Genomic DNA, 22,399 nt, shown 5'->3' on the forward strand with positions numbered 1-22,399 from the left:
AAATATGGTGGTAAGTAGATAGTAATTAATTTACTTACCACTAGCAATAAGTCATTTATAGTGGCTATCTACCACATTAAGTCATCAGGAATTGCAAATTCTGCGTACGGATCATCTTCATCAGTTGCAGTGTCATTTTCACTTTGGTCGTGTAATGCAACTAATACTGACTCATCAATGGCACGTAACTTTTCTGCTGCTTCTTTATTAATTAAATAAAACTCATCGTTTAAAACACAAATTGCAAAACTACCCTTAATTAAGCCTTGTTGAATTTTAGGTGTTACAGCAATACGTTTCACTTTATTGTCATAGGTGAAATGATAATCCAGTTCGCCTTGATAATCCTTTTCACAATGTTGTGCAATCATTTGTATTAGCTTGCCATGTGCGGCACGTGCTGCTAGCTCTTGTTGCGTTTGTTGATTATTTTCTAAATCTTTTTGTTTTTGCAATTCTGCTTTTTCTTGTACTGCTTTTTGAAGATCAGAAACAGCGACAGTGCCTTTTTTCTTTTTTTGTTTCGCTTGACGGCGTTTTTCAGTTTGCGCCTGTTTCGCTTTTTGTTTATTGATTAATCCTGAATTCATTAATTGATCTTGTAATGAAGCCATATTGAAACCCTTTGGTAAAATTTGAAAAGATTAGTTTATCACACTATAGAATGTGCTATGTCGACTTTGTGATTAAAATGGTCTAGATTTAAAAAACAACATAAAAAATGAGGGATCTGAATATGTTAGATAATTTACAGGTGAAGAAATTCATGTCAGGTAAGACGATTGCATTTACTAAAGAAATGAATTTACAAACAGCAGTGGACAAGCTTTTAGCATCTAATTTAATTGGTGGACCCGTGGTCAACTCTGAAGGACATGTTGTAGGTTGGTTGTCTGAACAAGATTGTTTAGCTAAATTAATTGAAGCAAGTTATTACAGTGATCATTCTGCTTTAGTTGAGGATGTTATGTCTGGTGCTCCATTAAGTATTCCTTCTACATTAAGTATTGTCGACTTAGCGCAAAAGATGATCAATGAGAAACCTAAAATGTACCCAGTATTAGATGAAGACAAGGTCTATGTTGGATTAATCACTCGTAAAATGGTGCTTGGTGCCATAAAAACTCAACTCTAAACTGAATAGTGATAAGTCAGTCTTAAATATTTATTTCTAAACAGGGCGCTTAAAGTACTAAAAATAAAAGGGTTTAATGAATATAAATACTTAAATACTTAAATACTTAGCCTTAGTTAATAAGAGACAATTAAATAATCATTAATACAGCGTATTTTAATAGTACGCCGTATTAATCTTTAGCAAAATCCAGGTTTAATCAGAATATATTATTGCGTTATCCCAATAATATACTTTGTGGTTTCCAGCATTGTGCTTCAACTTTAGACGTTTTGTATTGATTAAGCTGTTCAAGAAAATCACCTCTTAATATTTCTTTAACACCAAGGCTTGTTAGATGTGCAGTGATCATTTGGCAATCAATAATTTCTCCGCCATGATGTTGAAAATGTTGGCATAATCCAATAAAAGCCAATTTAGATGCGTTGCTATGTTGATGAAACATCGATTCGCCACAGAACACACCGCCCACATTCACTCCATATAAACCGCCAACTAATTTATTATCAAGCCAAACTTCAACTGAATGTGCTTTACCTTGTAGGTGTAATTGATGGTATGCCTTAATAATATCGGAGCTGATCCATGTTTCCGCTTGTGTTTTACGAGGCATAGAGCAGGCATTAATCACATCAATAAAGGCATGATTAATAGTCAGTGTTAGTGCGGTTTGACGAATAAATTTAGCCATACTTTTACTGATATGAACCTGTTGTGGTTTGATCACTGCACGTTGTTTAGGGCTCCACCATAAAATGGGCTCACCTTCAGAGAACCAAGGGAAAATCGCATGTTGATATGCGTTATGTAAACGTGCAACAGATAAGTCTCCTCCAATGGCAAGTAGGCCATCAGGATCGTCTAATGCATTTTCAGGATCTGGGAATGATAGGTTATCTTCAGAAAGAACAATTAAACGTTTAGTCATTGTTTATTTATAAGCTCCATCAAAAAAGCCAGTCACATGACTGGCTTGTTTTTATTTGATACCACTACGTGATATTACTTGTATCTATTTTTCAGGGTACTTTAGATCTGTTTGGCCAGTGTATAACTGACGAGGACGACCGATTTTTTGGCCAGGTTGATCTAGCATCTCTTTCCAGTGAGAAATCCAACCGATAGTACGAGATACCGCAAAAATAACGGTAAACATAGTACGAGGAATGCCCATTGCACGCAATACGATACCTGAATAGAAATCAACATTCGGATATAGCTTTTTCTCAATGAAGTATGGGTCTTCAAGAGCAATGCGCTCTAATTCCATCGCAACATCTAACAATGGATCGTCAATATTTAATTCTTCTAGTACTTCATGACATGTTTTACGCATTACAGTGGCACGTGGATCATGGTTTTTGTATACACGATGCCCAAAGCCCATTAAACGGAATGGGTCATTTTTATCTTTTGCTTTAGCAACGAATTCTGGAATACGATCAACGGTACCAATTTCTTCTAACATTTCTAAACAAGCTTCGTTTGCACCGCCGTGAGCAGGGCCCCACAAAGATGCAATACCAGCTGCAATACAAGCAAATGGGTTTGCTCCAGAAGAACCAGCTAAACGTACTGTTGAAGTAGAAGCATTTTGTTCATGATCAGCATGAAGGATTAAAATCTTATCCATTGCACTTTCAAGTACAGGATTAACTACGTATTCTTCACATGGAATACCAAACATCATTTTTAAGAAGTTACCCGCGTAAGATAATGTGTTATCTGGGTACATGAATGGTTGGCCAACCGAATATTTGTAACTCATTGCAGCAAGCGTTGGTACTTTCGAGATTAGACGGAAAGCTGCAATTTCACGACAAGATTCGTTCGCCACATCAAGAGAGTCATGGTAGAAGGCTGATAAGGCACCAACTACACCGACCATAATAGCCATTGGGTGTGAATCACGACGGAAGCCACGATAGAATGCTACAAGTTGCTCATGTAACATAGTGTGGTGTAATACAGTATGTTTGAATTTAGCAAATTCATCTTCTGAAGGAAGTTTGCCATTTAGTAATAGGTAACATACTTCTAGGTAATCTGATTTATCTGCTAATTCGTCGATTGCGTAACCGCGGTGTAACAAAATACCTTTTTCACCATCGATGTAAGTAATTGCAGACTCACAAGAAGCTGTTGCTAGAAAACCAGGATCGTAAGTGAAGTAGCCTGATTGACCTAAGCTACGGATATCAATTACATCGTTACCAGCAGATCCTTTATGGATAGGAAGTTCAACAGGCTCTTGCCCTGGTAACTGAAGTATTGCGATTTTATCCGACATTATTTTCCCCTTTGTCTGTAAATTATAATGATTCTTATATTCTGTATTCTTTAGACTGTTTTTTGATGGCATATTTTTACAGTCTAAATTTAAGCTTGTCAAATTTAACATTTAAACTTTGCGAGTTACTAGGCGTCTTTGACACCTTAAAATCTATTAGGAAAATTAGTACTACAAGTTCGTTCAAGTCTCTGATATCCTGATGTTTGAGTTAATTATTTTTTGTGTTTTATCTGTCACAAAGTTCATTTTTTTTTCGTGCTTAGCTCACAAAAGATAGAATTGACCATCACAACTTGTTAACATTGTGATAACAATAGCGTCTGTAAACCAACCCCTAACTTTTGGCCATTAATAAAGAGATAAATTGTGCGCAAAGAGAGACCCAAAAACTTAGACCTATCCACGGTTAAATTTCCCATTACCGCCATTGCTTCTATTTTGCATCGTGTATCTGGGATCATCGTTTTTATTGCTTTAGCAATATTCCTCATCCTTCTAAACTGTTCATTATCATCCGCTGAAGATTTCCAACGTGTGCAAGGTTACCTTGATATGTTTATCGTTGAGTTTATCTTTTGGGGAGCATTAACTGGCTTGGCATACCATGCGGTATTTGGTGTTCGCCATATGATTCAAGACTTGGGTCATTGGGAAGAGTTAGACAGTGCTTCATTAAGTGCAAAAGTGGGCTTCGGTATCACTGTTGTATTATCAATATTAGCGGGGATTTTAGTATGGTAAACATCGCAGGTACTTTTGGACGCAGTGGTGTACATGATTACATCCTGATACGTGCCAGTGCAGTTATTTTATTAGCCTACATTTTGTATCTTGTGGGTTTTGTGGCAACTGCTGATTTGACTTATCAAGTTTGGACAGGCTTTTTCTCATTAACATTTACTAAAGTGATGACCCTGTTAGCTTTAGTTGCAATGTTAGTACATGCATGGATTGGACTATGGCAAGTACTGACCGATTACGTTAAATGCACATTATTACGTGGCACATTGCAATTTGTGCTAACAACAGTGGCATTTGCGTATGTTATTTTTGGCTTTGTAATTTTGTGGGGTGTTTAAGTGAGTTTACCAATTAGAGAATTTGATGCGATTGTGATTGGTGCTGGTGGTGCAGGTATGCGCGCAGCATTATCAATTTCGCAAGAAGGCAAAAGCTGTGCGTTGATTAGTAAAGTATTTCCAACGCGTTCACACACTGTATCTGCTCAAGGTGGTATTACCGTTGCTCTAGGTAATGCACATGAAGATGATTGGCAGTGGCATATGTACGATACCGTTAAAGGTTCAGATTTCATCGGTGATCAAGACGCTATCGAATATATGTGTAATGAAGGCCCTGAGGCGGTACGTGAGCTTGAGAATATGGGGTTACCATTTTCTCGCTTTGAAAATGGTTCAGTTTACCAACGTCCATTCGGCGGTCAATCTAAAGAATTTGGCGGTGAACAAGCTGCGCGAACTGCAGCAGCAGCAGACCGAACAGGTCATGCCTTGTTACATACGCTTTACCAGCAAAATATTAAAAATAAAACAACCGTTTTCTCGGAATGGTATGCGCTTGATTTAGTTAAAAATGATGATGGCGATATTGTTGGTTGTACTGCTATTGAAATAGAAACCGGTGAAGTGTGCATGTTTAAAGCACAGGCTACCGTGCTTGCTACAGGTGGTGCGGGTCGTATTTATGCATCAACAACTAATGCACATATTAATACTGGTGATGGTGTTGGTATGGCTCTTCGTGCAGGCGTGCCTGTACAAGACATGGAAATGTGGCAATTTCACCCAACCGGTATAGCAGGTGCAGGAACACTCGTTACTGAAGGTTGTCGTGGTGAAGGTGGTTATCTTTTAAATAAAGATGGTGAACGCTTCATGGAGCGTTATGCGCCTAATGCTAAAGATTTAGCGGGTCGTGATGTGGTTGCTCGTTCAATCATGATCGAAATCCGTGAAGGGCGTGGCTGTGATGGACCTTGGGGTACACACATTAAATTAAAATTAGATCATCTTGGTAAAGAAGTGCTAGAAAGTCGCTTACCAGGAGTATGTGAATTATCACGTACTTTTGCACACGTTGATCCAGTGCATGAACCAATTCCGATCATTCCTACTTGTCATTACATGATGGGTGGCGTACCTACAACTGTTAATGGTCAAGTATTGAAACTTGATAAAGATGGTAAAGATGTAGAAGTGAAAGGGTTATTTGCAGTAGGTGAAATCGCATGTGTATCTGTTCATGGCGCTAACCGTTTAGGCGGTAACTCTTTACTAGACTTAGTGGTATTTGGTCGTGCAGCCGGTAAACACTTAGGCAAAGTATTGAGCGTTGAAAACACTTCTAAAGCACCAACTGAAGCAAATATTGAAGCTGCATTAGAGCGTTATAATCGTTGGGAAAATGGTGACGGTACTGAATGCCCTAACGAAATTCGTAAAGACCTAAAAGAGTGTATGCAGAATAACTTCGGTGTATTCCGTGATGGTCCAGCGATGGCAGAAGGTCTTGCTGAACTTGAAAACATTCGTAAGCGTTTGAAAAATGCTAAGTTAAGCGATAAGAGTAGTGAGTTTAATACTGATCGCATCGAATGTTTAGAGTTAGATAATTTGATGGAAACTGCTTTGGCAACTGCTAAATCAGCTAATTTCCGTACAGAGAGTCGAGGTGCGCATAGCCGTTTCGATTTCCCTGATCGTGATGATGCAAACTGGTTACATCACAGTATGTATATCGCAGAAACAGAAAGTATGTGTAAACGTGACGTTAATATGGCGCCAGTACTACGTGAAGCTTTCCCCCCTAAAGCGCGTGTTTACTAGAAGGTTTATAGATATGAATATTAATTTCTCAATTTACCGTTACAACCCTGATGTTGATGCTAAACCTTATATGCAGGATACATCGTTAGATGTACCTGAAGGTTCAGATATGATGGTGTTAGATGCACTTATCTTGCTAAAAGAAAAAGATGCGTCACTTTCTTTTCGTCGTTCATGCCGTGAAGGTGTTTGTGGATCTGATGGCGTTAACATGAATGGTAAAAATGGACTTGCATGCATTACGCCATTGTCTGAGGTGTTATCAACAGGCAAAAAAGTAATTATTCGTCCATTACCAGGCTTACCTGTGATTCGCGATTTAGTGATCGACATGACACAATTTTATACTCAGTATGAAAAAGTGAAACCATTTTTAATTAACGATGACAGAACTCCACCTGCTGGTGAATTTAAACAATCACCAGAAGAGCGTGAAAAACTTGATGGATTGTACGAATGTATCTTATGTGCATGTTGTTCAACTTCTTGTCCTTCATTTTGGTGGAACCCAGATAAGTTTATTGGTCCAGCTGGGTTATTGGCTGCTTATCGTTTTCTCATTGACAGCCGAGATAGTGCAACAGAAGAACGCTTATCGAATTTAGATGATGCTTTTAGTGTTTTTCGTTGTCACAGTATCATGAACTGCGTTAGTGTTTGTCCTAAGGGATTAAACCCAACCAAAGCGATTGGTAAAATAAAATCGATGTTATTACAGCGCGCTGTTTAATTACTAATTTACACATGATTAGTGAAATAATCATAATAATATAAGGAACGTTAATGCCAACTAATGTTATGGAAACTTGGTTAGCCTCATCGCATCTTTCCGGGGCAAATTCCACTTATATTGAAGACCTTTATGAGTCTTATTTAGACGATCCATGCTCTGTGGATGCTAATTGGCGAGAAGTCTTTGATGAATTACCAAGTGTGAGCGACACTCCTGAAGAGCGTCACTCCGTTATCCGCGAACAGATGAAACATGCGGCTAAAGCGCCAAAATGTTTCACTCCTCCTCAAGGTGCTGTTCATAATGATGCTAAACAAGTAAAAGTGTTGCAATTGATCGGGGCATATCGTCATCGTGGTCATGAAGCCGCTAACTTAGACCCACTTGGTTTAGTTAAAAACGAAACAATTAAAGAATTAGACCCATTTTACCATGATTTAACAGGGTCTGATTTAGATGCCAACTTTAATGTAGGTTCATTTGCTGCTGGCAATGAAACTATGATCTTAAAAGATTTAGTGGCTTCTTTAAAACGTACTTACTGCGGTTCGTTAGGTGTGGAATATATGCACATCACGGATACTGAAGAAAAGCGTTGGATTCAAAATCGTATTGAATCAAGTGAAAGTCGTCCATCTTTCAGTAATGAAGCAAAACAACGCTTCCTTGAAGAGTTAACGGCAGCTGAAGGATTAGAGCGTTACATTGGCTCGAAATTTCCAGGTGCAAAACGTTTCTCATTAGAAGGTGGTGATTCTTTTGTTCCAATGCTTAAAGAATTGATCCGTCGTTCTGGAGAGCAAGGGGCTGAAGCGGTTGTTATTGGTATGGCTCACCGTGGTCGTCTAAACGTACTGGTTAATGTATTAGGTAAAAAGCCAACTGATCTTTTCAATGAGTTTGCTGGTAAACACGACAATATTGATGGCTCAAGCGATGTTAAATATCATCAAGGCTTCAGTAGTGATTTTAAAACACCTAAAGGTAACGTTCATTTATCACTAGCGTTTAACCCATCACATTTAGAAATTGTTAATCCAGTGGTACTTGGGTCGGTTCGTGCGCGTCAAGAACGTTTAAACGGTATCGGTGAAAGTGTACTGCCTATTACTATTCATGGTGATTCGGCGATTGCTGGTCAAGGTGTTGTGCAAGAGACATTCAATATGTCACAAGCAAGAGCCTTCAAAGTAAGCGGTACTATCCGCATTGTGATTAATAACCAAGTTGGTTTCACAACCTCTAATCGTGAAGATACACGTTCTACGCGTTACTGTACTGATATCGCGAAAATGGTCCAAGCACCTATTTTCCATGTTAACGGTGATGACCCTGAAGCGGTAATGCATGCAACGCAAATTGCAATTGATTTCCGTAATAAATTTAAACGTGATGTTGTCATTGATTTAGTGTGTTACCGTCGCCATGGTCACAATGAAGCTGATGAGCCAAGTGCAACACAGCCTGTGATGTACAAAAAAATCAAAAAACACCCAACTACACGCGAAATCTACTCTAAACAGTTAGAAAGCGAAGGTGTGATTAGCAGTGCAGATGCTAAGAGTTTAATTAGCACATATCGTGATGCGTTAGATAACGGTGAGTGTGTTGTTAAAGAATGGCAAGAGATGCAAGGTAACTCTATTGATTGGACTCCTTACCTTAAACATACTTGGCAATCACCTTACGAAGCTTCTTTCCAAAAAGAGCGTTTAAGAGAATTAGCGGAATCTATTAGTCAATACCCTGAAGATCAAGTACAGCATTCACGTGTTGCAAAAATCTATAAAGATCGCTTGATGATGGCACGTGGTGAAAAACTATGTGACTGGGGCTTTGCTGAAAACTTAGCATACGCAACGTTACTCGATTCTCGTTACAACATTCGCTTAGTCGGTCAAGATTCTGGTCGTGGTACTTTCTTCCATCGTCATGCTGTTTTACATGAGCAATCTGAAGCGGGTCGTTACATTCCACTACAAAATATCTCAGATGAGCAAGGCCATTTTGATGTACATGATTCTGTATTATCAGAAGAAGCGGTTTTAGCATTTGAATACGGTTATTCAACAGCTGCACCTAAAGGTCTATGTATATGGGAAGCGCAGTTTGGTGATTTTGCAAATGGTGCGCAAGTTGTATTTGATCAGTTCTTATCATCAGGTGAGCAGAAGTGGGGCCGTATGTGTGGTCTAACTGTGTTGTTGCCTCATGGTTATGAAGGTCAAGGACCAGAGCATTCATCTGCACGTTTGGAACGTTACTTACAATTATGTGCTGAACATAATATGCAAGTATGTATTCCTTCTACACCTGCACAGGTTTACCACATGTTACGTCGCCAAGTGATTCGTTCTATGCGTCGTCCATTAATCGTTATGTCACCTAAATCTTTATTACGTCACCCGATGGCCGTATCTAGTTTAGATGAACTATCGTCTGGTACATTCCAAAATGCAATTGGTGAAGTGGATGAGCTAGATCCAAAATCGGTCAATCGCGTTGTGCTTTGTAGTGGTAAAGTTTACTACGAATTATTAGACAAACGTCGCACTGAAGAATTAAATAACGTTGCTATCGTTCGTATTGAGCAACTTTATCCTTTCCCAATGGACGAGCTAAACGACATAATTGAACAATACGCGCATGTTAAAGACTTTGTTTGGTGTCAAGAAGAGCCACAAAATCAAGGTGCTTGGTACTGTAGTCAACATAACTTTAGAACTGTTCTGCCAGAAGGTGCTAACTTGCAATATGCAGGTCGTGCAGCATCAGCATCAACAGCGGTAGGTTATATGTCACTGCATGTGAAGCAGCAAAAAGCATTAGTTAATGAAGCACTTGGTTTTGATGAACAGTAATCAAAATTAAATTTAATTATATAAAAATTTATTGTAGGAAGTATTAATTATGATTGAAGTATTAGTTCCAGAATTGCCTGAATCAGTTGCAGATGCAACAGTGGCAACTTGGCATAAACACCCTGGTGATTTTGTAGAGCGCGATGAAGTTTTAGTTGAAATCGAAACTGACAAAGTAGTCCTTGAAGTACCTGCTACAGTGACAGGTATTTTAAAAGAAATTATTGAAGATGAAGGCGCAACGGTTTTATCTAAGCAATTGTTAGCAAAACTTGAAGAAGGTGATGCGCCAGCGGCGAAAGAAGAGGAAGTAGTCGAAGAGCAAGCTCCTGCTAAAGCTGCTGATGCAAGCCCATCTGTTCGTCGTTTAATGTTAGAGCAAGATATAGATGCTCGTGATATTAAAGGCTCTGGTAAAGGCGGCGTAATTACTCGTGAAGACGTTGAGAAATTCCGCACAGAGAAGAACAAAAGTGAAACTGCGCCTAAGGTTGATATCGTTGCTGCTGTTGCCGCACGTAGTGATAAACGAGTTCCAATGACTCGTCTTCGTAAACGTGTTGCTGAACGTCTGTTAGAGGCGAAAAACTCTACTGCAATGTTAACCACTTTCAATGAAGTGAACATGAAACCTATCATGGATCTTCGTAAGCAATACCAAGAAGTATTCGAGAAAAAACACGGTATTCGTTTAGGCTTTATGTCTTTCTACATTAAAGCTGTAACTGAAGCGTTAAAACGTTACCCAGAAGTAAATGCAGCGATTGATGGCGATGATATTGTTTATCATAACTTCTTCGATATTAGCATTGCAGTATCTACACCACGTGGTTTAGTAACACCTGTATTACGTGACACAGATACACTTAGCGTTGCTGAGATTGAACAGGGCATTCGTGACCTTGCAATTAAAGGCCGTGACGGTAAATTAACGGTTGATGAAATGATGGGTGGGAACTTCACTGTAACCAACGGTGGTGTATTTGGTTCATTACTTTCAACGCCAATTATCAATCCACCGCAAGCTGCTATCTTAGGTATGCACAAAATTCAAGACCGCCCAATGGCTATTGATGGCAAAGTTGAGATATTACCTATGATGTACTTAGCACTTTCGTATGATCATCGTTTAATTGATGGCAAAGAATCAGTAGGATTCTTGGTAACAATTAAAGAGCTACTAGAAGATCCAACTCGTCTATTATTAGACATTTAATTCCACGCTTCAGTATCCCTTCCTTAGCTGCCTATATTGGTAGGCAGCTAATTTCATAAATTGTTTTTACACTCACAGCTTTCGGGCTATTAAGTTTAACTCAACAAATGGAAATCAAACATGAATTTGCATGAATATCAGGCAAAACAGCTATTTAAAGAGTACGGTCTACCAGTTCCACAGGGTGTTGCCTGTGATAGTGGTGAAGATGCAGTTAATGCCGCGTCTAAGTTAGGCGGCGACAAATGGGTTATCAAGTGCCAAGTACATGCAGGCGGTCGCGGTAAAGCGGGTGGCGTGCAGTTAGTTGATTCAAAAGAGTCTATTCGTGAATTTGCTAATAAATGGTTAGGTCAAAACTTAGTAACTTATCAAACTGATGCCAATGGTCAGCCAGTGAACAAGTTGTTATTAGAAAGCTGTAGCGATATTGCCAATGAATTATATTTAGGTGCAGTTATTGACCGTGCATCACAACGTGTGACGTTCATGGCATCTACTGAAGGTGGGGTTGAAATCGAGAAGGTTGCTGAAGAAACACCTGAACTTATTCATACAGTGACGATTGATCCATTGGTTGGTGCGCAAGCATATCAAGGTCGTGAATTAGCATTTAAATTAGGTCTTTCTGGCAAGCAGATTGGTCAATTTACAAAAATATTTTTAGGCTTAGCGACTATCTTCCAAGATAAAGATTTATCTCTATTAGAGATTAATCCGCTGGTTGTGACTGGTAGCGATGACCTGATCTGTTTAGACGGCAAAATTTCCATTGATTCTAATGCAATGTATCGTCAAAAAGCACTAAATGACATTAACGATACTACTCAAGATGATGCACGTGAAATGCATGCTGCTCAGTGGGAACTTAACTATGTAGCACTTGATGGTAACATCGGTTGTATGGTTAACGGCGCTGGTCTAGCAATGGGTACAATGGATATTGTACATTTGCATGGCGGTAACCCGGCTAACTTCTTAGATGTTGGTGGCGGTGCAACTAAAGAGCGTGTGACTGAAGCGTTTAAGATTATTTTATCTGACGATAAAGTGGAAGCGGTATTAGTGAATATCTTTGGTGGTATTGTACGTTGTGATTTAATTGCTGACGGTGTTATCGGAGCTGTTGAAGAAGTCGGTGTATCAGTACCAGTTATTGTTCGTTTAGAAGGTAACAACGCTGAATTAGGTCGTAAGATTTTAGCGGAGTCTGGTTTAAATATTATTGCAGCAACATCATTAACAGATGCAGCTGTGCAATCTGTGAAAGCGGTAGGTGGCAAATAATGAGCATTTTAATTAATAAAGATACTAAAGTAATTTGTCAGGGATTCACTGGTGGGCAAGGTACATTCCATTCTGAGCAAGCGCTTGAGTACGGTACAAAAATGGTCGGTGGTGTATCACCAGGTAAAGGTGGTCAAACGCATTTAGGTTTACCTGTATTTAATACGGTAAGCGAAGCGGTACAATCTACAGGCGCAACAGCTTCTGTTATCTATGTACCAGCTCCATTTTGTAAAGATGCTATTTTAGAAGCAATTGACGCAGGCATTAAGTTGATTGTTACTATCACTGAAGGTATCCCTACTTTGGATTTAGTTGAAGTTAAAATCAAACTAGATCAAGCGGGTGTTGTGATGGTTGGCCCTAACTGTCCTGGTGTTATTACACCTGATGAATGTAAGATCGGTATCATGCCTGGTCATATTCATAAGAAAGGTAAAGTAGGTATTGTTTCTCGCTCAGGTACATTAACTTATGAAGCTGTAAAACAAACTACTGACGAAGGCTTTGGGCAATCAACGTGTGTAGGTATTGGTGGTGATCCAATCCCTGGTTCAAGCTTTATTGATATCTTAAAGCTTTTCCAAGAAGATCCAGAAACAGAAGCGATTGTGATGATCGGTGAAATCGGCGGTACTGCTGAAGAAGAAGCGGCTGCTTTCATTAAAGCTAACGTGACTAAACCTGTTGTTTCTTACATTGCTGGTGTAACTGCACCTGCTGGTAAGCGTATGGGGCATGCTGGTGCTATCATCGCTGGCGGTAAAGGTACTGCTGAAGATAAGTTTAAAGCATTAGAAGATGCAGGTGTTAAAACCACTAAATCGTTAGCGGATATCGGCAAAGCATTGCGTGAAATTACTGGTTGGTAATTAACTTAGTTTAATTTTACCATCTCATTATCAAACCTCGCTTATGCGGGGTTTTTTTATGTATTCACTTTATCACTCAAATTTTATTCTCTCCTTATTACATAGTCTTTTTTGACTGAGAGTGACACTGCGCTCTTGTCAAAGAGCGAGTCGATTTACTTTATGCTTTTTATATACCTTTACTGAACTAGTTATTGCCGTGTATCGGAAGAAAGGTCATTTATAATAGATATTCATATCACATTGGGCCGCGTATTTTACCGGACTTTTTTATAAAAAATATTTATTAAAATAATGGGATTTATTTACCCAACTTGTTGACTAAGTACTGTGACAAGCTTAATTAACACTTAAGCTTTATTGTTAATTTCTTATTTAGTCTGTGACAAGGTTATCCATGAACTTAGTTAAAATACTGCCTGCGTTATTATTGTTTTATGCAATCCCAAGTATGGCAGAAACAAGCGTTACCAATGTAACTCCAATCAATCCAAGCAACCTCTATGGCAGTTGGTTTTGTCAGCATAAAATTGAAGAGCCTAACTCTAAAATGGTGGTTGATGTTAATTACCGTATCCAATATAACCAAGATAATACCTCGCAAGGTTATGGGATTTTATTGTTTACGTTAAGCGGTATGCCAAAATTAAAATACAGTATAATGGATAGTTCTTCGTGGCAGTTAAAAGAAGACGTTTTGAGCATGAATTCTCAAAATATAGACTTTAAAAATGTCAGTCATCCAGAACTAGAATCAATTTTAAATTTAAAGAAGATATTACCAGCGACGGTTAATGAATCAGGAAAGATTGTGAATTTAAGCAAGAATGAGTTAACGGTTAAGTCAGATGCTTACAGTGAATTAATTCAATGCGTTAGAGCTTAATATGATTAGGTCAATTTCACTGACCTAATCAACTGATCTATATGCAGGTTAATCTCTTTTAATTGCACGCAGAATAACGAATTTTTTGTTTTCTGCAATTAACTCACAATTACCAAAGATACGATTTAACTTATCTTGATAATCTAAATGACGGTTACCAACAATAACTAATTCACCATTAATTGCTAAGCAGAAGTGTGCATCATTAAACATGCTCCAAGCAATATGGTCGGTAATAGCATGTTGTTGATGGAACGGTGGGTTACATAAAATTAAATCATAGCTACGAGACTTGAATCCAACTAAACCATTATTCACTACAAAACGCGTGTTATCTGAACGCTCTTCTTCAAAGTTTTTTAGCATATTAATACGTGCGGAATCAACAGCCATATATGACTCATCAATGAATGTAATTTGCGCATCTGGATAAGCTTGTGCTGCAGCCATACCCACTACACCATTGCCACAACCCAGATCCACAATTTTAGTGAAATCGCCTTCAGGAAGGTTGTCCATCAAGTAACGGCCACCAATATCTAAGTGGTTGCGTGAAAATACATTGGCGTGATTGTGTATTTTCCAATCAAAACGTTCTATGTCCCAAGTGATTGCTACTTCTTTTTCTGGAACGTTTATTTGATCAGGTAAGCTAAATATAAGACGAGATTTCTTCTTAGCTAATGAAGTTTTAGTGGTACCGATATATTTTTCAAATAATGCTAATGTTGATTTATGAATCGCATCAACTTTACCGGCAGCAACAACGATCGTGTCTTTATTGATAACAGTGCTTAATTGTTGTAATTGATGTTCTAAAAAAGACAACGTCTTAGGTACTTTAATTAGCACTACTTTTGCATTTGTTGGTAATGGCTGCAAACTATCTTGAATTAATAGTGTCTCAGTAGGACATTGATTACGCTGCATATTGAGTTTAATAGAGCTGACAGATAAAAATGAATCTGAAACAACGGTTCTTTGTGTCTCTTTAAAAAAACAGCTTAGTGCACCAAAACCATCATTGATAATTAATAATTGCCCATCTTCGGTAATGTATTTACCTAATTCATTATCCTGGAAGTGGTTGATCAGGTATTCATCTGCTGAATCCCATGCTTGTAAGGTTTCATTTTTTCTGCGTGGGTGACGATGTAAAATTAATGTTTGATCTGCAATGATTAATGCTTCATTCATAGGTTTAGCCTAGTTATGTATATAGTGTAAGTTAATGTGCTATTTTAACTTGCTTGCTTGCTTAAGGTAAGTGATATTATGCCTGTACTCAAAATGAATAAGGATGAGATGCTTTGTGAATATAATAATAACTAAAAATAAATTAATGAAAGCACTAATTATGTGTATTTCATTATTCACTATAACAGCTTGTGATAACCAAATTGATGATATTTTATCTGATATTGCCGATGGAGAAGATGAAGTCGTTTGTGGCACTGATACGACTACCGTTAACTTTAAACAGATTGCCTATTGGGGCGAGAATGATGAAGATACGCTAGATGATATCGATTTTACAATGTTAACTCATGTTATCTATAACAAAATTGGTGTGACCTCTAGTGGCGAATTAGTATTACCGGATGACACTGACGATTTTGAAGATATGATTGAGGCCGCACATGATGCGGGTATTTATGCTATGGCTTCAATTGGTAACTCAAGTGACTCCGCATTTAATACGATTGCTGCTAGTGACTCTGCTATGAGTAATTTTATTGATAACATGGAAGACCTAATTGATGATTATGACCTTGATGGTATTGATATCAATTGGCAGTTTCCAGAAGGTGATGATGAAGGTGATCTTTTTGAAGACTTGGTCAAAGAGGTCAGTGAATCATTAGAAGACGAAGATAAAATCTTTAGTTTTGTGGTTGATACTGGGCAAGATGATGATGACACAGACGATGGCGTTCAAGATGATGTATTAGATTATGCTGATTTTATGAACGTGATGGCATTAAATACAACCGATGATGACGATTTACATTCTTCATTGGAAGATGCTGAAGATGCCATTGAATATTGGACTGATCGTTGCGTGGTTAAAAACCGACTAGTATTAGCAATCCCAGCTTATTCTAAAGGTGATGGTGTGCTGGATTTCCGAGAAATTGTTGATGACGATGATGATAATGCCTGTGTTGATGAAGCTTCTAATGTAGAAGATGAAGACGGTAATGATTACGATGACATTAACTACAACGGTATTCCAACAGTAAACGATAAAACAGAGTATGCCCAGTCTTATGCGGGCGGTGTAATTATTACGTCATTAGAGCAGGACTATTTTGATAGTGATTATTTCTCAATATTAGCGGCAGTTGATTGGCAAGTATCAGGTAGTGCAAACGATATTTGTGATTAATTATAAAATATAATTCCATGGTTTTTTTTGTGGTTAAAAGGGCGCATAATAGCGCCCTTATTTTTTCTAACCACATTAAGGTCGAATTATGCCGATTAAAGCCGCTTTAACTGAACGTAGCAACGGATGTTGTGAATTGTGTTTATCTACCAACGAATTGTCTATATTTGAAGTCCCACCAGTTAAAGAACCTAATTCGGATAAGTCAGTATTAGTCTGTGCGACCTGTTCTGAGCAAATTGCTAAAACAGCTGAAATGGATAATAACCATTGGCGTTGTTTAAACGATAGCATGTGGAGCCAAGTGCCAGCAGTACAAGTAACGGCTTTCCGTATGTTAACTCGTTTAAGTAAAGCTGGTGAAGGCTGGGCACAAGACTTATTAGATATGATGTACATGGAAGATGAACAAAAAGCATGGGCTGATTATGGAGTTGCAGCTGATGATATCGAGGAAGTAGCACCAACACGAGACTCTAATGGCACAATTTTAGTGGCGGGTGATAATGTAACTCTGATTAAAGACTTAGAAGTCAAGGGCGCAAACTTTACCGCAAAACGTGGTACTCCAGTTCGTAATATCTCATTGACTGATAACCCGGAGCATATAGAAGGACGTGTTAATGGCGTACGCATTGTTTTGTTAACAACTTACCTTAAAAAGATGCCTTTGTTTGAAGATAAGTAATATCAGTTACATGAACTAACCATTCAACGAACTATATGCAAAAATTATAAAGGCCCTAGCACTCAATAGTGATAGGGCCTTTATCAATAATAAATTTTTTATTCAATGACGATTAAAGTACTTTCCATGTCATATTTTCGCCTGCTTTAATAGGCACTACAATATCATTACCAAAAGCTAATGAATCTGGCACCGGCCACGCCGTTTTTTCTAATGTTACAGTATCTTGATTTCGAGCAATGCCATAGAAATCAGGACCATTGAAACTAGCAAAGCCTTCTAATTTATCTAATGCATTTTCAGCTTCAAATACTTCAGCATAGAGTTCTAACGCAGCAAATGCGGTATAAGAACCTGCACAACCACAAGCTGACTCTTTTGCGCCAATAGCATGAGGTGCTGAATCGGTACCTAAAAAGAATTTTTTGCTGCCGCTAGTCGCTGCTTTAACTAACGCGGCCTGGTGTGTGTTTCTTTTTAAAATTGGTAAGCAATAAAAGTGTGGTTTAATACCGCCCACTAGCATGTGATTACGATTAAACATTAAATGATGTGCCGTGATTGTCGCGCCAACATTATCACCAGCTTTATTAACAAACTCGACAGCATTGGCTGTCGTAATATGCTCTAAAACAATCTTCAGATCTGGATTCTGAGCAACAATTGGTGATAACACCTCTTTTAAAAATACCGCTTCACGATCAAAAATATCAACGTGATTTGAAGTCACTTCTCCATGAACCAGCAAAGGCATGTTGACTTCTTGCATTGCTTTAAAAGTCGCCTTTAGTTTAGTTGCATCTGTTACACCTGAGTCAGAGTTAGTCGTTGCGCCTGCAGGATATAATTTAGCTGCATAAACATGGCCTGATGCCTTGGCTTTTTTGATCTCTTCTGGTGTTGTATTGTCTGTTAGGTAAAGCACCATTAAAGGTGTAAAAGTCGTTTTTGGTTGTGCAGCTAAAATACGATCGCGGTATGCTAATGCGCTATCAGTTGTCATCACTGGTGGCACTAAATTAGGCATGACTATCGCTCTCCCCATATAACGGCTGGTATCGCGAACTGTATCTGCCAACACTTCGCCATCGCGTAAGTGTACGTGCCAATCGTCAGGTCGTGTGATCGTTAGTTTAGTGCTCATATAATACTCCGTGTGATAGAGGCTGGGGAAGTTGAGGCTGATTCTAGAAGTTACATTAAGTTAAGTAAAGAGCAAACTGGCCGGTTTAATCATTTAACGATATTACCGCTTATACTTAAGATACAAGCGGTGTAGTTGTTGGTTAACTTAATTGAGCATAATGTGCTCGAATAGCCTCTGCAATTTTTGCCTTAATAGTTGCGCTAACATGAACTGCCTGTTGCTCTGGGAACAAATTAACTAATGCTTGTACCAAAGGTTGTTGTGCTGTTTCAGATTGCTCAACCCAACTTAAAAGTAAATGACGATTAATATAAGCGGGCAGAGACCCCAACGTACCAACATCATTTTGGTTATGAATTAATAGGCCTGCAGTGGTTCCTTTATCTAGTGTTAATACCTGATAAAAATACAGAGTATGATAATCCAATTGTTGAGCAAGCTCCTGGTCAGAAGGAGGTGGAAGGCTACTAAATTTATCGGTTAATATAGCGATATAACAATCGATAACTTGCTTAGCGAAGTTAATGGCAAAGTGCTTTGGTGTTTGTTCATCGCCGACAAATCCCTCTAAATAAAAATGAGAAACACCACGATGTTTATTTAATGCTGGTATATAAAAATACTGTTCGCCTTGTTCAATACCGCTATCGTAATATTTACCACTTGCATGCCTTAATGTTTCATTGAACAAGGTTTTATCTGCTGCATCTTCGATAGCTGGATTTAAATCAGCCATCAGTCGCCAGTAGCGTTGACCATTCTTCAATTCAGTCCAACTAACATGAATATGAATAGAAGGTGCTAAAGGGTGTTGAGGATGAATAATTGTCGATAATGCGGTAGCAGATAAAAAGGCCTTATCAGGCTTATCTTCATATTGTACTTGCGATATATTGACGGAAGCGCGGTTAAAAACACTGTTATTGCTAGCTTCATAGCGTTTCCCTCCGCCATGAGAACCCTCATCACGTAGCCATTCAACAGGTGAGAATTTAGTGCCTGTCGAAAGTGTCGACAATTTATCTACAAAATAATGTTGTACTTGACTAAGTTCGGTTAATGCAAATTTTGCTTGTTCTGATGTGGCGAGTACGCGCATGAGCTTCCTATAGTATCGAGTCAATCATGGATTAATGTTGGATGATAGGAAAGGTAATGGTTACTGTAACCCCAGTCAAGTTTGTATTATTTGCGATCTGCAAATCTGCATCATGATAGTCACAAATCATTTTCGCGATATATAACCCTAACCCTAAGTGAGCATCATGTTGATGTGCTTCGGGTCTAATTGATACCATAGATTGAAATAGATCTTGCTGTGTTCCTTCCACCAGTAAAGGGCCTTTATTACTAATACTAAGCACCGCATGTTGATGGTGGGCTTGTAGCTCAATAATAATTGCTTCACCTTGCGGAGAAAACTCAACGGCGTTATGCACTAATTTATCTAATAATTGAACGATAAAGTCAGGATCTGCCTCTATCAGAATAGATGCCGATGACTGATGTTCGGTAAAGGCATTATTAGGATAAATCATCTGATAACCTTGTACACAACCTTTGATTAACTCATTCAGATCGATATTTTGCTTATCAAGATGAGATAAACTTTGTTCGATACGACTCGCCTCACTCATGCTGGTTAAAATTTTATTTAAACGTTGAATGCCTTGTTGAGAGCGAATTACATATTTCTGCTGTTCTAAATCAGACGGAAGTGCGGCAAGGTTTTCTAGAGACGATCTCACTATCGCAACAGGAGTGCGTAATTCATGGGATAACCTTGCTGATAACTGCTCAACATATTGATGATATTGACCTAAGCGTTTTATCATATTCTCCATACTGCGTGATAAATCACCTATTTCATCTTGTTGTCCACTGGCAACAAAGTGTCCGGTTAAACGGCCATTTTGATCGAGCATTGATTCACTTTGATCGCGTAAGTGCCTAATACGTTTAACCACTGTCGACATAAAACCAAAAAGTAATATTCCAACCACAATGAGTACGGTAAACAATACATTAAATAGCTTCTGTAACGCTTCATTTCGTAAGCTTAGTAACCCATGATTGGTTTCTTCAGCTAAGACAGCGCCAACTACTTTTCCATTGACAAAAATAGGGTGTGCTGCGCTTAGAATGGATGCCTTATGGTCCTGGGTTGATCGCCAGTGCGTTGCAGCAATACCAGATAAAGCTTGAGTTAATAGCGTCTCATTTAAGTGAGTTGGATTTATTTTAATATCAGTAAAGCTAGTGTCCGGTTTATCTAAAAACAGCCCATAAATAGGTGATAAAAGCTGTTCTTGTATCGTTTCCCAAAGGTTATGCTCTTGCTTATTCTGGTTTATATCATTCAAGCTGCCTGGCCAAATACCTTTTGCTTGGTGAATATCTCCGGTGTTCGCAATAACTCGTTGAAACTTATCCACGACCCACAATCGAGAAGAGGTATGGCTCATAGCTTGTAGAAGGCTCTTGATCTCTGGAGATGGAATTAAAACACTGCCTAAGCCTTTAACATCTAATAAATTTGAGGTCATGATTTGTTGATCGATTTTATTACTATTAATGTTAGATCTAGTATTAAGTTGAAAACCTAGTTTATTACCTAGTAACTCAAGTGGTAAACGAAGCTCTATATCGTAGCCAGTGCTGGTTGTTTTCCAGATGCCTTGAATTGATTTTTCTCTATTAGTTGGGGTTGTGTAAAGGCTATGCTCAGGGTAACGATATGCATTAAACCAACCATCTGAAGTGACGGAAACAATATAACGCATCAATTTCCCTTGTGGAGAGCTCATGGCGATGATCATATGGTCAGCTTTATTCAGTTGAGGTGTATCGATATTACGAATAAGTGGATGTTGATTTTTTACTTTGAAAAAAGCATATAAATAACCATTATGTTTACCTAATATCTGTTGAAACTGTACTGGATTGTTAACTTTTGATGTTGTTGATGTTGCTGAGTAATGATTCTTAAAGCTAATAATACTTTGCCAATCATCTTCCTCTCCATCTAATATTATCGGCTGCTCAAGGTTATAAACATATAAGTCATGACCTTGTTTAATATTGTCATTATTGTTGATATCAGTATTAAATAAGCTTGAACGTTCATGCAAAGCTGCTGCAATCCCACTGGTGGTACCTAATAAGGTTTGTTGTTGACCTGATTTTAAGAAGCTTTCCATTTCAGTGACAAATTGATAGGCAAACCAAGGTAGCAATAAAAATAAACTGCTCAAGATTAAAAGTTTGGCTCTTAAGCCAACTTTAATAGCCATTATTTAACACTCTCTGTACTGACATCCCAACGATAACCCATACCGTAAATGGCTTTAATTTCATCAAAACCGGGGTCAATTTGGATAAACTTTTTTCTAATCCTCTTAATATGTGAAGTGATAGTATTATCATCAACAAGCATATTAGCTTCATTCATTAATTGTTGACGGCTTCTCACCATACTAGGTTTATTCGCTAGCGCGTGAATAATCCAAAATTCAGTGATAGTGACATCCAATAAAGTCTCATTCCAACTAACTTGCATTTTGTCGTTATCGATAATTAACGCCCCTCGAATAACGACTGAGCTTTCTGTAAGCGGGACAGATTCATGTAAGCTCGCACGCCTAAACAAAGCGCTGATCCTCACCATTAAATGTTCCAATCCAATCTCTTTACTAAGGTAATCATCTGCCCCCAAACGCAGCCCTGAAATAGTATCAAAGTCATTATCTCTGGCAGTTAAAAATATAATTGGAACTGTTGCAGAAAGTTGGCGTAATTGTTGGCAAAGGAGAAAGCCACCATCATATTCGTGACCTAACCCCACATCAATAATCGCTAAATCGGGTAGTTGAATTGTAAATGCTTGTATAGCTTGCTCACGATCTTGATAGCCATCGACTTGATAACCATGACGGATCATTACATCACGATAGTTTTCTCGAATAGCAAGGTCATCTTCAATGATGGCAATACGTTTCATAAATTACAAAGTCCTCTTGGTTTGTATCAATGCAAGCTAGAGATTG

Annotated in this window: 20 protein-coding genes; 12 read left to right on the top strand and 8 right to left on the bottom strand. The window is 38.3% G+C overall.

Annotation, left to right across the window (positions count from 1 at the left end; genetic code table 11):
• Nucleotides 1-68: 68 nt before the first annotated feature.
• On the bottom strand, nucleotides 69-614 hold the full coding sequence (locus AC0L3W_RS04420) for a DUF2058 domain-containing protein (RefSeq protein ID WP_409439588.1): 546 nt from the start codon (nucleotides 612-614) through the stop codon (nucleotides 69-71).
• A 122-nt stretch (nucleotides 615-736) separates the two neighbouring features.
• Here AC0L3W_RS04420 and AC0L3W_RS04425 point away from each other — a divergent pair, with 122 nt between their 5' ends.
• Nucleotides 737-1,135 (top strand): CBS domain-containing protein, encoded by a 399-nt coding sequence (locus AC0L3W_RS04425; protein WP_290039326.1) that lies wholly within the window; start codon nucleotides 737-739, stop codon nucleotides 1,133-1,135.
• Between the two features lie 217 nt (nucleotides 1,136-1,352).
• Here the strand turns inward: AC0L3W_RS04425 and aat are convergent, their stop codons facing one another.
• Together aat and gltA are read right to left on the bottom strand one after the other, a co-directional pair.
• Nucleotides 1,353-2,063: a leucyl/phenylalanyl-tRNA--protein transferase gene (gene aat / locus AC0L3W_RS04430; RefSeq protein WP_409439587.1), complete on the bottom strand. Its 711-nt coding sequence runs from the start codon at nucleotides 2,061-2,063 to the stop codon at nucleotides 1,353-1,355.
• A gap of 84 nt (nucleotides 2,064-2,147) precedes the next feature.
• Entirely contained in the window at nucleotides 2,148-3,425 is a 1,278-nt protein-coding gene (gene gltA, locus AC0L3W_RS04435; RefSeq protein ID WP_409439586.1) for a citrate synthase, read from the bottom strand.
• 369 nt (nucleotides 3,426-3,794) lie between these two features.
• On the opposite strand from gltA, the gene sdhC reads away from it, so the two are divergent.
• The 9 genes from sdhC to AC0L3W_RS04480 all read left to right on the top strand — a co-directional run bounded on the left by sdhC (nucleotide 3,795) and on the right by AC0L3W_RS04480 (nucleotide 14,129).
• The gene (sdhC, locus tag AC0L3W_RS04440) at nucleotides 3,795-4,169 is read left to right on the top strand and encodes a succinate dehydrogenase, cytochrome b556 subunit (RefSeq protein ID WP_290039329.1); all 375 of its coding nucleotides are present in this window, start codon (nucleotides 3,795-3,797) and stop codon (nucleotides 4,167-4,169) included.
• Nucleotides 4,163-4,507, top strand: coding sequence for a succinate dehydrogenase, hydrophobic membrane anchor protein (sdhD, locus tag AC0L3W_RS04445; RefSeq protein ID WP_290039330.1), 345 nt, complete (start codon nucleotides 4,163-4,165; stop codon nucleotides 4,505-4,507). The genes sdhC and sdhD overlap by 7 nt, the downstream gene beginning before the upstream one ends.
• Complete coding sequence (sdhA, locus tag AC0L3W_RS04450) at nucleotides 4,508-6,274, top strand: succinate dehydrogenase flavoprotein subunit (RefSeq protein ID WP_290039331.1); 1,767 nt, start codon at nucleotides 4,508-4,510, stop codon at nucleotides 6,272-6,274.
• A gap of 13 nt (nucleotides 6,275-6,287) precedes the next feature.
• Entirely contained in the window at nucleotides 6,288-7,004 is a 717-nt protein-coding gene (locus tag AC0L3W_RS04455; protein WP_290039332.1) for a succinate dehydrogenase iron-sulfur subunit, read from the top strand.
• A gap of 53 nt (nucleotides 7,005-7,057) precedes the next feature.
• Nucleotides 7,058-9,868: a 2-oxoglutarate dehydrogenase E1 component gene (sucA, locus tag AC0L3W_RS04460; RefSeq protein ID WP_290039333.1), complete on the top strand. Its 2,811-nt coding sequence runs from the start codon at nucleotides 7,058-7,060 to the stop codon at nucleotides 9,866-9,868.
• A 49-nt stretch (nucleotides 9,869-9,917) separates the two neighbouring features.
• Nucleotides 9,918-11,084 (top strand): 2-oxoglutarate dehydrogenase complex dihydrolipoyllysine-residue succinyltransferase, encoded by a 1,167-nt coding sequence (gene odhB / locus AC0L3W_RS04465; RefSeq protein WP_290039334.1) that lies wholly within the window; start codon nucleotides 9,918-9,920, stop codon nucleotides 11,082-11,084.
• A 120-nt stretch (nucleotides 11,085-11,204) separates the two neighbouring features.
• The gene (gene sucC / locus AC0L3W_RS04470) at nucleotides 11,205-12,371 is read left to right on the top strand and encodes an ADP-forming succinate--CoA ligase subunit beta (protein WP_409439585.1); all 1,167 of its coding nucleotides are present in this window, start codon (nucleotides 11,205-11,207) and stop codon (nucleotides 12,369-12,371) included.
• The gene (sucD, locus tag AC0L3W_RS04475) at nucleotides 12,371-13,243 is read left to right on the top strand and encodes a succinate--CoA ligase subunit alpha (RefSeq protein WP_290039336.1); all 873 of its coding nucleotides are present in this window, start codon (nucleotides 12,371-12,373) and stop codon (nucleotides 13,241-13,243) included. Before sucC ends, sucD begins: the two co-directional genes overlap by 1 nt.
• Before the next feature lie 397 nt (nucleotides 13,244-13,640).
• A complete protein-coding gene (locus AC0L3W_RS04480; protein WP_409439584.1) occupies nucleotides 13,641-14,129 on the top strand; it encodes a hypothetical protein in 489 nt (162 codons plus the stop codon).
• Between the two features lie 48 nt (nucleotides 14,130-14,177).
• Here the strand turns inward: AC0L3W_RS04480 and AC0L3W_RS04485 are convergent, their stop codons facing one another.
• Nucleotides 14,178-15,326 (bottom strand): methyltransferase, encoded by a 1,149-nt coding sequence (locus AC0L3W_RS04485; protein ID WP_409439583.1) that lies wholly within the window; start codon nucleotides 15,324-15,326, stop codon nucleotides 14,178-14,180.
• A gap of 115 nt (nucleotides 15,327-15,441) precedes the next feature.
• Here AC0L3W_RS04485 and AC0L3W_RS04490 point away from each other — a divergent pair, with 115 nt between their 5' ends.
• The gene (locus tag AC0L3W_RS04490) at nucleotides 15,442-16,518 is read left to right on the top strand and encodes a glycosyl hydrolase family 18 protein (protein WP_290039339.1); all 1,077 of its coding nucleotides are present in this window, start codon (nucleotides 15,442-15,444) and stop codon (nucleotides 16,516-16,518) included.
• Between the two features lie 88 nt (nucleotides 16,519-16,606).
• On the top strand, nucleotides 16,607-17,206 hold the full coding sequence (locus AC0L3W_RS04495; RefSeq protein WP_409439582.1) for a PhnA domain-containing protein: 600 nt from the start codon (nucleotides 16,607-16,609) through the stop codon (nucleotides 17,204-17,206).
• Nucleotides 17,207-17,318: 112 nt separating this feature from the next.
• On the opposite strand, the gene pyrC is transcribed toward AC0L3W_RS04495, so the two are convergent.
• The 4 genes from pyrC to pdsR all read right to left on the bottom strand — a co-directional run bounded on the left by pyrC (nucleotide 17,319) and on the right by pdsR (nucleotide 22,353).
• The gene (gene pyrC, locus AC0L3W_RS04500) at nucleotides 17,319-18,350 is read right to left on the bottom strand and encodes a dihydroorotase (protein WP_409439581.1); all 1,032 of its coding nucleotides are present in this window, start codon (nucleotides 18,348-18,350) and stop codon (nucleotides 17,319-17,321) included.
• Between the two features lie 142 nt (nucleotides 18,351-18,492).
• Entirely contained in the window at nucleotides 18,493-19,452 is a 960-nt protein-coding gene (locus AC0L3W_RS04505) for a coproporphyrinogen III oxidase (RefSeq protein WP_290039342.1), read from the bottom strand.
• Between the two features lie 31 nt (nucleotides 19,453-19,483).
• Nucleotides 19,484-21,646: a proteobacterial dedicated sortase system histidine kinase gene (gene pdsS, locus AC0L3W_RS04510; protein WP_409439580.1), complete on the bottom strand. Its 2,163-nt coding sequence runs from the start codon at nucleotides 21,644-21,646 to the stop codon at nucleotides 19,484-19,486.
• Complete coding sequence (gene pdsR / locus AC0L3W_RS04515) at nucleotides 21,646-22,353, bottom strand: proteobacterial dedicated sortase system response regulator (RefSeq protein ID WP_290039344.1); 708 nt, start codon at nucleotides 22,351-22,353, stop codon at nucleotides 21,646-21,648. The genes pdsS and pdsR overlap by 1 nt, the downstream gene beginning before the upstream one ends.
• Nucleotides 22,354-22,399 lie beyond the last annotated feature (46 nt).

Source organism: Psychromonas sp. KJ10-5 (assembly GCF_055808325.1).

Bases quoted from the DNA above. Each gene is read 5' to 3' on its own strand.
- AC0L3W_RS04420 (WP_409439588.1), bottom strand. From the start codon at position 614: ATGGCTTCATTACAAGATCAATTAATGAATTCAGGATTAATCAATAAA.
- AC0L3W_RS04425 (WP_290039326.1), top strand. From the start codon at position 737: ATGTTAGATAATTTACAGGTGAAGAAATTCATGTCAGGTAAGACGATT.
- aat (WP_409439587.1), bottom strand. From the start codon at position 2,063: ATGACTAAACGTTTAATTGTTCTTTCTGAAGATAACCTATCATTCCCA.
- gltA (WP_409439586.1), bottom strand. From the start codon at position 3,425: ATGTCGGATAAAATCGCAATACTTCAGTTACCAGGGCAAGAGCCTGTT.
- sdhD (WP_290039330.1), top strand. From the start codon at position 4,163: ATGGTAAACATCGCAGGTACTTTTGGACGCAGTGGTGTACATGATTAC.
- AC0L3W_RS04455 (WP_290039332.1), top strand. From the start codon at position 6,288: ATGAATATTAATTTCTCAATTTACCGTTACAACCCTGATGTTGATGCT.
- sucA (WP_290039333.1), top strand. From the start codon at position 7,058: ATGCCAACTAATGTTATGGAAACTTGGTTAGCCTCATCGCATCTTTCC.
- odhB (WP_290039334.1), top strand. From the start codon at position 9,918: ATGATTGAAGTATTAGTTCCAGAATTGCCTGAATCAGTTGCAGATGCA.
- sucC (WP_409439585.1), top strand. From the start codon at position 11,205: ATGAATTTGCATGAATATCAGGCAAAACAGCTATTTAAAGAGTACGGT.
- sucD (WP_290039336.1), top strand. From the start codon at position 12,371: ATGAGCATTTTAATTAATAAAGATACTAAAGTAATTTGTCAGGGATTC.
- AC0L3W_RS04480 (WP_409439584.1), top strand. From the start codon at position 13,641: ATGAACTTAGTTAAAATACTGCCTGCGTTATTATTGTTTTATGCAATC.
- AC0L3W_RS04485 (WP_409439583.1), bottom strand. From the start codon at position 15,326: ATGAATGAAGCATTAATCATTGCAGATCAAACATTAATTTTACATCGT.
- AC0L3W_RS04495 (WP_409439582.1), top strand. From the start codon at position 16,607: ATGCCGATTAAAGCCGCTTTAACTGAACGTAGCAACGGATGTTGTGAA.
- pyrC (WP_409439581.1), bottom strand. From the start codon at position 18,350: ATGAGCACTAAACTAACGATCACACGACCTGACGATTGGCACGTACAC.
- AC0L3W_RS04505 (WP_290039342.1), bottom strand. From the start codon at position 19,452: ATGCGCGTACTCGCCACATCAGAACAAGCAAAATTTGCATTAACCGAA.
- pdsS (WP_409439580.1), bottom strand. From the start codon at position 21,646: ATGGCTATTAAAGTTGGCTTAAGAGCCAAACTTTTAATCTTGAGCAGT.
- pdsR (WP_290039344.1), bottom strand. From the start codon at position 22,353: ATGAAACGTATTGCCATCATTGAAGATGACCTTGCTATTCGAGAAAAC.